The following is a 12320-nucleotide window of genomic DNA, read 5'->3' as shown; positions in this document are numbered from 1 at the left end:
TGTGAGCAATACAGACTCACGGTTCCAGGCCGTGCGTCATTAGAGAGAATCCGGGTTATGTTGCAGTTCATTCTCCGACGTTTGGGACTCGTCATCCCCACGTTTATCGGTATCACTCTTCTCACCTTTGCCTTCGTCCATATGATCCCCGGCGATCCGGTTATGATCATGGCGGGTGAACGTGGGATCTCCCCTGAGCGTCATGCTCAACTGTTGGCTGAACTCGGTCTGGATAAGCCGATGTGGCAGCAGTACCTCCACTATATCTGGGGGGTTATGCATGGTGATCTAGGTATCTCACTGAAAAGCCGCTTACCGGTGTGGGAAGAGTTCGTACCTCGCTTCAAAGCAACGCTGGAACTCGGCGTCTGCGCGATGATTTTCGCCGTCGCAGTGGGTATCCCAGTGGGTGTACTTGCTGCCGTTAAGCGCGGCTCCATTTTCGATCACACGGCAGTTGGCCTGGCGCTGACCGGTTACTCTATGCCGATTTTCTGGTGGGGCATGATGCTGATCATGCTGGTTTCCGTGCAGTTGAACCTGACGCCAGTTTCTGGGCGGGTGAGCGACATGGTGTTCCTTGATGATTCCAATCCGCTAACCGGCTTTATGCTGATCGACACCGCCATCTGGGGTGAAGAGGGCAACTTTATTGATGCGTTGGCGCATATGATCCTGCCTGCGATGGTGCTGGGTACCATTCCTCTGGCGGTCATTGTGCGTATGACCCGTTCATCGATGCTGGAAGTGCTGGGTGAAGATTACATCCGTACCGCGCGCGCCAAAGGCCTGACCCGTATGCGCGTCATCATTATTCACGCTCTGCGTAACGCGATGCTGCCCGTGGTGACCGTTATCGGCCTGCAGGTTGGTACGTTGCTGGCCGGAGCGATCCTGACCGAGACCATCTTCTCGTGGCCGGGACTGGGGCGCTGGCTGATCGATGCGCTGCAACGCCGCGATTATCCGGTGGTGCAGGGCGGGGTACTGCTGGTCGCGACGATGATTATCCTCGTCAACCTGCTGGTAGACCTGCTGTACGGCGTGGTGAACCCGCGTATTCGGCATAAGAAGTAAGGGGCCATCATGTCACAGGTTACTGAAAATAAAGTTATTGCTGCACCGGTGCCGATGACTCCGCTGCAGGAGTTCTGGCACTATTTTAAACGCAACAAAGGTGCGGTTGTTGGGCTGGTGTACGTTGTGGTGATGATCCTGATTGCGGTCTTTGCCAACGTCCTCGCACCCTACAACCCGGCAGACCAGTTCCGCGATACGCTGCTGGCTCCTCCCGCGTGGCAGGACGGCGGTACCATGGCGCATCTGTTTGGTACTGATGATGTAGGCCGCGACGTGCTGTCCCGCCTGATGTACGGTGCGCGTCTGTCGCTGTTGGTCGGCTGTCTGGTGGTAGTACTCTCCCTGCTGATGGGCGTGGTTCTTGGGCTGATCGCCGGTTACTTTGGCGGGATTGTCGATAACGTCATCATGCGTGTGGTCGATATCATGCTGGCATTGCCGAGCCTGTTGCTGGCACTGGTGCTGGTGGCTGTATTTGGCCCCTCGATTGGCAACGCCGCGCTGGCGCTGACGTTCGTGGCATTGCCGCACTATGTCCGTTTGACGCGCGCCGCCGTGCTGGTGGAGGTTAACCGCGACTACGTCACCGCATCTCGCGTGGCGGGAGCCGGCGCGATGCGCCAGATGTTCGTCAACATTCTTCCTAACTGTCTTGCGCCGCTGATTGTTCAGGCGTCGCTTGGCTTCTCTAACGCCATTCTCGATATGGCTGCCCTCGGCTTCCTGGGGATGGGCGCACAGCCGCCTACGCCGGAATGGGGCACCATGCTCTCTGACGTTCTGCAGTTTGCCCAAAGCGCCTGGTGGGTTGTGACCTTCCCGGGGCTGGCGATCCTGTTGACGGTGCTGGCATTTAACCTGATGGGTGACGGTCTGCGTGACGCGCTCGATCCCAAACTGAAGCAGTAAGAGGTTCGAGATGGCGTTATTAAATGTAGATAAATTATCGGTGCATTTCGGCGACGTAGGTTCCGAATTCCGCGCCGTAGACCGCATTAGCTACAGTGTGAATCAGGGTGAAGTGGTTGGCATTGTAGGAGAGTCCGGCTCTGGTAAGTCCGTCAGTTCGCTGGCGATTATGGGACTGATTGACTACCCAGGCCGCGTTATGGCCGAAAATCTGGAGTTTAATGGTCGCGACCTGAAGCGCATCTCTGAGAAAGAGCGTCGCCAGTTAGTGGGGGCGGAAGTGGCGATGATCTTCCAGGACCCGATGACCAGCCTTAACCCCTGCTACACCGTCGGCTACCAGATTATGGAAGCCATTAAAGTGCACCAGGGCGGCAACAAAAAAACGCGTATTCAGCGGGCAATAGACCTGCTGACGCTGGTGGGGATCCCCGATCCGGCCTCGCGTCTTGATGTATATCCGCACCAGTTGTCCGGTGGGATGAGTCAGCGCGTGATGATCGCGATGGCGATAGCCTGTCGTCCGAAACTGCTGATTGCCGACGAACCGACAACGGCGCTGGATGTGACTATTCAGGCGCAGATCATCGAGCTACTGCTGGAATTGCAGCAAAAAGAGAACATGGCGCTGGTCTTAATCACGCACGATCTGGCGCTGGTGGCTGAAGCGGCACACAAAATCATCGTGATGTACGCCGGCCAGGTGGTAGAAACCGGAGCCGCGCAGGATATTTTCCGCGCGCCGCGTCATCCTTACACCCAGGCGCTACTGCGCGCGCTGCCTGAGTTTGCTCAGGATAAAGCACGTCTGGCCTCGCTGCCGGGCGTGGTTCCCGGGAAATATGACCGCCCGAGCGGCTGTTTGCTGAACCCACGCTGCCCCTATGCGACCGACAAATGCCGCGCTGAAGAACCTGAACTGAACCTGCTGGAAGGCGGTCGTCAGTCGAAATGCCACTACCCACTTGATGATGCCGGGAGGCCTGGGCTATGAGTACGCAAAAGGCCACTTTGTCACAGCCGCTGTTGCAGGCTATTGATCTGAAAAAACACTACCCGGTGAAAAAGGGCATGTTCGCCCCGGAGCGCCTGGTGAAAGCGCTGGACGGCGTCTCCTTTACCTTAGAGCGTGGTAAAACGCTGGCGGTGGTAGGCGAGTCGGGTTGTGGGAAATCCACCCTTGGCCGCCTGCTGACGATGATTGAAGTCCCGACCGGCGGTGAGCTGTATTACCAGGGACAGGATCTGCTTAAGCACGACCCGCAGGCGCAAAAGCTGCGTCGGCAGAAAATCCAGATTGTATTCCAGAACCCGTACGGTTCCCTGAACCCGCGTAAGAAAGTGGGGCAGATTCTGGAAGAGCCGCTGCTGATCAACTCCACGCTCAGCAAAGAGGAGCGTCGTGAAAAAGCGCTGGCGATGATGGCGAAAGTGGGGCTGAAAACCGAACACTACGACCGCTATCCGCATATGTTCTCCGGCGGTCAGCGTCAGCGTATTGCCATCGCTCGCGGTCTGATGCTTGACCCGGACGTGGTGATTGCCGATGAACCGGTCTCAGCGCTGGACGTCTCGGTGCGTGCGCAGGTGCTGAATCTGATGATGGATTTGCAGCAGGAACTGGGGCTGTCATACGTCTTTATCTCGCACGACCTGTCGGTGGTCGAGCACATTGCCGATGAAGTGATGGTGATGTATTTAGGCCGCTGCGTGGAGAAAGGGACGAAGGACCAAATCTTCAATAATCCGCGTCATCCGTACACGCAAGCGCTGCTCTCCGCAACGCCGCGTCTGAACCCGGACGATCGCCGTGAGCGTATCAAGCTGACCGGTGAACTGCCAAGCCCGCTGAATCCGCCGCCGGGCTGCGCGTTTAACGCCCGCTGCCGTCGTCGCTTTGGTCCGTGTACCCAGCTTCAGCCGCAGTTGAAAGATTACGGCGGTCAACTGGTGGCTTGTTTTGCCGTTGACCAGGATGAAAACCCACAGCAATAAACCTGGGTTATGACCCGATAACCGGAGCCTTGTGCTCCGGTTTTTTTATATTTTCTCTTTACGTCCACAATGTGAGTCCTTTGGCAGAACATTATTCCACAGCGTCTAGAATGTAGTCAGATTCCCTCTAGTCACAAAAATATCTATTTCGCAGTTGCTAACTACCAGGAGCAAATGTGGTCACGATACGCTGGGATATTAAAACAATTGATCGTCTGTCGATGGTTGAGGATGTCCTGAAGGAGTTTTCCTGCTGTGATATCAATATCATCTCCATGAAAGTCACGCCTGGGCGGATCCTGATTAAATCCTGGTGCCGCCAGCTACAGGATATTTCCTGTGTGCAATCCTGTTTAAGCCAGCGCGCCGATATTATTCATGTCGCTTACCTCTGTGAGGAGATAAGTGAGCTGTCAACGCCGGAGCCGGAACGGCCGCGCTATTTCTCTGACATTATTTGCAGCAGCCAGAGCATGCACGCGCTTATCGAAAAGGCGATAAAAATTTCCGACAGCAAATATACCGTTCTGATCCGTGGCGATACGGGGACCGGTAAAGAGCTGCTGGCCCGGGCTATCCATAATTCCGGGCAGCGACGTTTTTATCCGTTTATTCCGGTCAACTGCTCTGCGCTACCTGAGTCGCTAATGGAGAGTGAATTCTTTGGCTATGAGAAAGGGGCTTTCAGCGGCGCGGATTGTAAAGGCAAAAAAGGGCTGTTTGAAATGGCCGATAAAGGCACCCTTTTTCTCGATGAGTTTGGCGAAATGTCGCTGAGCTTACAGGCTAAACTCCTGCGCGTGCTTCAGGATGGCGGGATTCGGCGCGTTGGCGGGGCACAAATTATTCCGGTCAATGTGCGCATTATTGTGGCAACCAATGCCAATCTGGAAGAGATGGTAGAACAACGTCTGCTGCGCGCCGATCTCTATTACCGCATCAACGTGCTTTCACTGACCATTCCACCTTTGCGCGAGCGTCCACAGGATATCAGCCTGCTGATTCGCCACTTTGTGCAGAAATACGCAAAGGAATTCCAGCGGCGGATCATTCTGGATAAAGCCTGTTTTGATGCCCTGCACCATCACACCTGGCCGGGAAACGTGCGCGAACTGGAAAATACCATTATTCGCCTGATGCTGATGGCGGAATCCGATGTTATTACGCGGGAAGAATTAGGGATGGTGAATTTGCCTGCCGTTGAGCGGGGCCCGACAGAACGTCCTTTTAAAGAGCAGGTTCTGTGTGCTGAACGCCAGCTCATTGAACAGATGGTGGAAGATAATGTGTCGTCACGGCATATCGCCAAAGCGCTGGGCGTGTCGCACACCACGGTGCTGAATAAAATTCGCGGCTATCAGCTGGAGAGTGTGGGTTAAGCGCCGCCAGCGTCTGACGGCGCGATATACATGGGTTATTCAATCAGCTTCAATAAGGGCGACAGGCACAGCAGAATTCCGTACAGCAGGATCAACCAGGTTTTCAGTCCGCGCAGTTTTTCCAGTTGCGTTACTTTATAGATCAGGAAGAACGGAATAATACACGACACAATCCCGTAAAGCGGACTACCTAGCTGGAAGAACACCAGTACCGATACGCGAAATGACACCCAAATGACCAGGGTGATAACAATAAAGGTGCAAATACCCAGCGTAAGCACCAACGGATTAATTTTCTCAATGTCAATGACGCGGCTCAGAACGTTGAGAATAATACCTTTGATCGCTTCGTGGAATCCCAGATAAATACCAAAGAACGCGGTTAATACGGCGAAGATATTTAATACCGTTGAGGTGATATGAATAATCTGCCCAGGAATGACCTGAGCCGCCAGCGCCAGTGCTGAAATATTTTGTTCGAAAGCCGAAACGGCCTCTTCATGGCTAATGGAAAAGGTAAAAGAGAAGGAGAAAAACAGAATGACAGCAATCAGAGTAATGTAACTGATGCGATGCGTACGGATTGCCATACGCGTAGCCAGCACCCGGTCCGCCACCCGTTTGCGGTAGGCGATGTTCATTGGGTTCAACACCTGAATAAACACCGCCGAGAAGAAGCAGAACGGGATGGTTAGCAGTACATCACGAAAGAAGACCGATGCTTCAGGGAAGGCGCTGATATTAGCGAAGTTCCAGTGCGGAACCATCGCAAAACCAAATACGATGATGATACCTACTTTGACCACCACCATCGGGCCGGAGATTTTGAACAGCAGCTTTTCTCCCCCGGAAGCAATGGCGACCAGCACGGCAAAAATGGCCACTTTGTAGATTATCGACTGCGAAAGATCGGCCTCGGTCAAGCCGAAGGTTTTAATATATGAGGCGCTGTCAAAAACCACGGATAAAGAATAAATAAATATGCCGTGAATAATCATCAGGAAATAGATGACGCCAAGAAATACGCCCCAGTTTTTTCCCAGGTAATGACTTATAATATCCGTGTAGTCATTACAGGTTTCGCTTTCTGATAATGTTTTTAAATAAATATCCTGCACAATATAAGTTGCCGGATAAGCAATAATAAAGGCAACGATAAATACCCAAATGCCTGTTAAGCCAATTTGTACCGGCATCAGTACCGTTCCGGCACCAATGGCCATGCCGATACACAGTAATACCCAGCCAAAATCGTATTTCGTAAACGGTATTTTTTTTGAGAATGGTACGGCGGTTGCTGTATTGTTGCTTAATTGTAATGTGTTGTCCTGCATAGAACCCCCTGCCCAAAATACACGTTCTCCCCGAAAGAGGATCGTGTGTATTGCCAGACTGTTGTGCCTTGATTCTCAACAACCTGAACCGAACGGCGTCGGTTCAGGCCATATTGGTCAGAATGTTGCCTTTCTGATGGCGTGTTCAAGGTCGTTAATAATATCTTCTGGATCTTCAAGACCCACAGAAAGACGGATAAGCCCGTCGGTAATACCTGCTTTGAGCCGTTCCTCAGGTGCAACGGGCGAATGTGTCATAGACGCTGGGTGCTGAATGAGGGTTTCGGTATCACCGAGACTGACCGCGAGGAGGCACAATTCTACAGAATTGATCATCCGCCTACCAGCCTCAAGGCCGCCGGCGATTTCGAAGCTGATAATTCCACCTGGCAGGCTCATTTGCCGCTGGCCCAGCTCATACTGCGGATGCGAAGTCAGGCCAGGATAATACACCCGAGTAATAGATGGATGCCCTTCGAGGAAGCGGGCGATTTTCAGCGCATTTTCACAGTGGCGTTCCATACGAATGCCCAGCGTTTTAACGCCGCGCAGTGTTAACCACGCATTGAAAGGGCTCATGCAGCCGCCGGTGATATCTTTCAGGCCTACAAACCGCGCCTGGTCGATAAACTCCTGCTTACCAACAATGATGCCGCCAATCACATCCCCGTGACCGTTGATATATTTGGTGACGCTGTGAACCACAATATCCGCGCCCAGTTGCAAAGGCTGCTGACAGTACGGCGACATAAAGGTGTTATCCACCACCAGCAATGCGCCCTGTTGATGGGCGATACCGGCAACCGTTTCAATGTCGACCAGCGACAGCGTTGGGTTGGCGGGCGTTTCGATATACACAACTTTGGTTTCTGGTCGCATGGCGGCGCGGATTTCTTCAGGCTTTGCCGCGTCGACAAAGCTGACGTTAATCCCAAACTTCGGCATGCTGTGCGACAAAAACGCGTGGGTGCAGCCGTAAATCGCGCTGGCGGAAACGATATGGTCACCCTGCTGGCAAAGCGTCAACAGCGTTGTGGTGATAGCAGAAATACCGGACGCGGTTGCCAACCCGGCTTCACCTCTTTCCAGTACCGCCAGCTTTTTCTCCAGCGCATCGGTGGTGGGGTTACCCAAACGGGTGTAAATGTACCCGGACTCTTCGAGCGCAAAGCGGGCGGCACCTTGTTCGGCGCTGTCAAAAACAAACGTTGAGGTCTGGAAAATAGGCGTACTAAGCGCGCCAGTTGAAGGGTCGGGTTGTTGCCCCGCGTGAACGATCTGGGTGTTGAATCCGTAAGTACGACAGTCAGACATGATATCTCCTTTAATTCGGAACAGAACAGCTCACAGTCAAATAGCAATCGCTGTGCCAGAAAATGAACTGATAGATATCAATGTGTTATGTTTTTGTCTGAACTAATGGTCGGCAGGAATGTTGCCAACTGGAAAGTATCTTTCCAGCGTGCTGGTAAGAAAATGGGTGAATTGCGAGGCGCTACGCAGAGCGCAATATTGCGCAGTGATATGGCAAGTGGGCTGCCGTAGAATCAGCGGCAAGCCGGGAATTCCCGGTGAGGCGCAATGTTGCGGGGGCTTGATCCCCGGCGGCATCGGTTGCTGGAAAGAGAAAACCCCCGCACGTTGTTCGGTATAAACCTGGCAACAAAACGGGGGCTGACTTGAACCTGAACAACTCAAGGATAGCCGTGAACAGTTGCCATTGCAACACAGGCGGCTATATGACGCTCGCACAGTTAGGCGTGGCCTTCTGGCACGATTTAGCGGCTCCAATTATCGCTGGCACCATTGCCAGCCTGATTGTGAGCTGGCTGCGTAACAGAAAGTAATGCGCTTTGTAGGCGTCTGCCTGCCGTGATGGCAACATGCGCCCGAACCAGGCCGCAGGGGGCGACCTTGCGGCCTTTTTCGGCTTAAATGCAGATAAATCTCGTCGCCAGGTGCCTATCCTGTCGCGATAATGCACGCTGGGAAGTTTTCAGATACCGCCTCTCTTAATACCGCTACGATCGGGTATACTCTGACGGCAGTTTCGTCTATCCGTGGAGAGTCAGTTTGCGTGTCAGTCGCTCGTTAACAATTAAGCAGATGGCAATGGTTGCGGCCGTTGTTATGGTGTTCGTTTTTATTTTTTGCACCGTTTTGTTGTTCCATCTGGTCCAGCAAAACCGCTATAACACGGCTACGCAACTGGAAAGTATCGCTCGCTCCGTCCGTGAGCCTCTGTCGGACACTATCCTGAAAGGGGATATTCCCGAAGCGGAAGCCATTTTAAAAAGTATTCGGCCAGCGGGCGTGGTAAGTCGCGCCGATGTGGTGCTGCCCAATCAGTTTCAGGCGTTGCGGATGAGCTTTATCCCTGAACGCCCCGTTCCTGTTACGGTGACTCGCCTGTTTGAGCTTCCGGTACAAATTTCGCTGCCGATCTATTCTCTTGAGCGTTCAGCTAACCCGCAACCGCTGGCGTATCTGGTACTGCAGGCGGATTCGTACCGCATGTACAAATTCGTGATGAGTACGCTCTCGACGTTAGTGACCATTTACTTACTTTTGTCGTTAATACTGACCGTCGCCATCTCCTGGTGCATTAACCGCTTGATTGTGCACCCCTTACGTAAAATTGCCCGTGAGCTGAACGACATCCAACAGCAGGATCTGATTGGCTATCAACTGGCATTGCCGCGTCTACATCAGGATGATGAGATTGGTATGCTGGTGCGTAGCTACAATCTTAATCAGCAGTTGATTCAGCGACATAGCGAAGAGCAAAGCGACTTTGCAATGCGTTTCCCGGTTTCCGAACTGCCCAATAAGTCGTTTTTAATGGGGCTGCTGGAGCAGGTTGTTACCCGCCAGCAGACGACGGCGCTGATGATTGTCACCTGCGAAACCCTACGTGACACCGCGGGTGTGTTAACCGAAACTCAGCGGGAAATCCTGCTGCTTACGCTGGTCGAAAAACTCAAGTCGGTATTAGCCCCCAGGATGGTGCTTTCCCAGGTGAGTGGCTATGACTTCGCCATCATCGCCCATGGCGTAAAAGAACCCTGGCACGCTATTACTTTAGGTCAGCAAGTACTCACTATCGTTAACGAGCGATTACCTATTCAGGGTATTCAACTGCGTCCTACCTGCAACATTGGGGTAGCAATGTTCTATGGTGATTTGACCGCAGAACAGCTTTACCGCCGCGCTCTCTCGGCCGTATTAACCTCGCGCCATAAGGGTAAAAATCAAATTCAGTTCTTTGATCCGTTACAGATGGAAGAGGCGCAGCAGCGTTTGACGGAAGAGAACGATATTCTCAGCGCGCTGGATAATCGTCAGTTCGCGCTTTGGATGCAGCCGCAGGTGGAAATGTCCAGCGGTAAGGTATTGAGCGCAGAAGCATTATTGCGGATGCAGCAGCCGGACGGAAGCTGGGAGTTGCCCGAAGGGTTAATCGACAGGATTGAGTCCTGCGGCCTGATGGTGACGGTTGGTTACTGGGTGCTGGAAGAGACGTGTCGCCAGCTGTCAGCGTGGCAGGAACGGGGTCTGATGCTGCCGCTGTCGGTGAATTTGTCCGCACTACAGCTGATGCACCCGAGTATGGTCTCGGACCTGCTGGAGTTGTTAAACCGCTATCGCATCAAGCCTGGTACGTTGATCCTGGAAGTGACTGAAAGCCGGCATATCGATGATCCCCACGCCGCGGTGGCCATTTTGCGCCCATTGCGTAATGCGGGAGTACGTATCGCACTGGATGACTTTGGCATGGGGTATGCGGGCCTGCGACAGCTGCAGCACATGAAGTCGCTACCGGTGGATGTCCTCAAAATCGATAAGATGTTTGTCGACGGAGTACCTGAGGATTGCAGCATGATCTCCGCCATCATTCAGTTGGCCCACAGCCTTAATTTGCAGATGATCGCCGAAGGTGTCGAAACCGAAGCGCAGCGTGAATGGCTATCACAAGCCGGGGTGGAAGTGGCACAAGGGTTCCTGTTTGCCCGACCGGTTCCGGCAAATATCTTCGAAGAACGTTATCTGGCGCCGGAAAGCGCTGATTACAAAAGTTAAAAAAGGTCTCGCTTGTGCGAGCCAGCTCAAAATTTTTAACATTTTTGTATCAATTATGATCCAGGTACATTTCTGTCAAGTTGTGTGGGTGTTACTTTAAGGCCGCAGGTTAAACAAAACCTTACAAGACCTGTGGTTTTTACTTTAAGGACACCCTATGAAAACCTCTATATTCAAAAGCCTTTACTTTCAGGTCCTGACAGCGATTGCCATTGGTATTCTCCTTGGCCATTACTACCCTGAATTAGGCGCCCAAATGAAACCGCTTGGTGATGCCTTCGTTAAGCTCATCAAGATGGTCATCGCACCTGTCATCTTCTGTACTGTCGTTACCGGCATTGCAGGCATGGAAAGTATGAAAGCCGTAGGCCGCACCGGTGCGGTTGCACTGCTTTATTTTGAAGTGGTCAGTACGATTGCGCTGATCATCGGTCTTATCATTGTTAACGTGGTGCAACCCGGTGCCGGGATGAACGTCGATCCGGCGACGCTGGATGCCAAAGCGGTTGCGATTTACGCCGAACAGGCAAAAGACCAGGGGATCGTAGGTTTCCTGATGGATATTATCCCGGCGAGCGTCATTGGCGCGTTTGCCAGCGGTAACATCCTGCAGGTATTGCTGTTTGCAGTAATGTTTGGTTTTGCGCTGCATCGTCTGGGCAGCAAGGGCCAGATGATTTTCAACGTGATTGAAAGTTTCTCGCAGGTTATTTTCGGCATCATCAATATGATCATGCGCCTGGCGCCTATCGGTGCTTTCGGTGCTATGGCCTTTACCATCGGTAAATATGGCGTCGGAACGCTGGTGCAACTGGGTCAGCTAATCATCTGCTTCTACATCACCTGTATTCTGTTTGTGGTGCTGGTGCTGGGTTCAATTGCGCGCGCAACCGGCTTCAGTATCTTTAAATTCATCCGCTATATCCGTGAAGAGCTGCTGATCGTTCTGGGTACTTCTTCTTCCGAGTCTGCGCTGCCGCGTATGCTCGATAAGATGGAAAAACTGGGCTGTCGGAAGTCGGTTGTCGGATTGGTTATACCCACGGGCTACTCGTTTAACCTTGATGGGACATCAATCTATCTGACGATGGCGGCGGTGTTTATCGCTCAGGCGACCAACAGCCACATGGATATCTTCCATCAGATAACCCTGTTGGTAGTGCTCCTGCTCTCCTCAAAAGGTGCAGCGGGTGTGACCGGGAGTGGCTTCATTGTTCTGGCCGCGACTATCTCTGCGGTGGGGCATTTACCGGTTGCAGGCCTGGCACTGATTCTTGGTATTGACCGCTTCATGTCTGAAGCCCGTGCGCTGACCAACCTGATTGGTAACGGTGTTGCAACTGTCGTTGTGGCTAAATGGGTGAAAGAATTGGATACCAAAAAGCTGGATGACACGCTGAATAATCGTGCGCCGGATGGCAAAACGCACGATTTATCCTCTTAATCTCGTCACTTATGCCCGTAGTCCCTTCCAGGACTGCGGGCGTTTGCGCATAATTACCCCCTGTGCCTGAAACCGTCGATTCGGCGGCTCGGGATTTTT

At 52.8% G+C, this 12320-nt stretch carries 10 protein-coding genes; 8 read left to right on the top strand and 2 right to left on the bottom strand.

Features of this window, described 5'->3' with window-relative positions:
• The first annotated feature begins 57 nt into the window (after positions 1–57).
• From dppB to OGY04_RS22815, 5 genes are all read left to right on the top strand, one after another.
• Positions 58–1077, top strand: a complete 1020-nt coding sequence (gene dppB / locus OGY04_RS22835) for a dipeptide ABC transporter permease DppB (RefSeq protein WP_032945322.1) — start codon at positions 58–60, stop codon at positions 1075–1077.
• Positions 1078–1086: 9 nt separating this feature from the next.
• Entirely contained in the window at positions 1087–1989 is a 903-nt protein-coding gene (gene dppC / locus OGY04_RS22830; protein WP_048215338.1) for a dipeptide ABC transporter permease DppC, read from the top strand.
• Between the two features lie 10 nt (positions 1990–1999).
• Entirely contained in the window at positions 2000–2983 is a 984-nt protein-coding gene (gene dppD / locus OGY04_RS22825) for a dipeptide ABC transporter ATP-binding protein (protein ID WP_003024317.1), read from the top strand.
• Positions 2980–3984 carry a dipeptide ABC transporter ATP-binding subunit DppF gene (gene dppF, locus OGY04_RS22820; protein ID WP_008786417.1) on the top strand — a complete coding sequence of 335 codons (1005 nt, stop codon included), beginning with the start codon at positions 2980–2982 and terminating at the stop codon, positions 3982–3984. The genes dppD and dppF overlap by 4 nt, the downstream gene beginning before the upstream one ends.
• A 176-nt stretch (positions 3985–4160) precedes the next feature.
• Positions 4161–5363, top strand: coding sequence for a sigma-54 interaction domain-containing protein (locus OGY04_RS22815; RefSeq protein ID WP_286586056.1), 1203 nt, complete (start codon positions 4161–4163; stop codon positions 5361–5363).
• Positions 5364–5398: 35 nt separating this feature from the next.
• Here the strand turns inward: OGY04_RS22815 and OGY04_RS22810 are convergent, their stop codons facing one another.
• Both OGY04_RS22810 and megL read right to left on the bottom strand, forming a co-directional pair.
• Positions 5399–6697 carry an SLC5/6 family protein gene (locus tag OGY04_RS22810; protein WP_008786415.1) on the bottom strand — a complete coding sequence of 433 codons (1299 nt, stop codon included), beginning with the start codon at positions 6695–6697 and terminating at the stop codon, positions 5399–5401.
• Between the two features lie 117 nt (positions 6698–6814).
• On the bottom strand, positions 6815–8011 hold the full coding sequence (megL, locus tag OGY04_RS22805) for a methionine gamma-lyase (RefSeq protein WP_008786414.1): 1197 nt from the start codon (positions 8009–8011) through the stop codon (positions 6815–6817).
• 425 nt (positions 8012–8436) lie between these two features.
• Here megL and OGY04_RS22800 point away from each other — a divergent pair, with 425 nt between their 5' ends.
• The 3 genes from OGY04_RS22800 to dctA all read left to right on the top strand — a co-directional run bounded on the left by OGY04_RS22800 (position 8437) and on the right by dctA (position 12221).
• Positions 8437–8544, top strand: coding sequence for a type I toxin-antitoxin system toxin Ldr family protein (locus tag OGY04_RS22800; RefSeq protein WP_003827426.1), 108 nt, complete (start codon positions 8437–8439; stop codon positions 8542–8544).
• A gap of 226 nt (positions 8545–8770) precedes the next feature.
• Positions 8771–10777 (top strand): biofilm formation regulator HmsP, encoded by a 2007-nt coding sequence (hmsP, locus tag OGY04_RS22795; RefSeq protein ID WP_111464559.1) that lies wholly within the window; start codon positions 8771–8773, stop codon positions 10775–10777.
• A gap of 157 nt (positions 10778–10934) precedes the next feature.
• Positions 10935–12221, top strand: coding sequence for a C4-dicarboxylate transporter DctC (gene dctA, locus OGY04_RS22790; RefSeq protein WP_008786411.1), 1287 nt, complete (start codon positions 10935–10937; stop codon positions 12219–12221).
• The last annotated feature ends 99 nt before the right edge of the window (positions 12222–12320 follow it).

This window comes from Citrobacter sp. Cpo091 (assembly GCF_030332645.1).
Classification (GTDB): Bacteria; Pseudomonadota; Gammaproteobacteria; order Enterobacterales; family Enterobacteriaceae; genus Citrobacter; species Citrobacter portucalensis.
The sequence above is the reverse complement of the archived record's forward strand: the minus strand, read 5'-3'. Positions and strand labels throughout refer to the sequence as shown.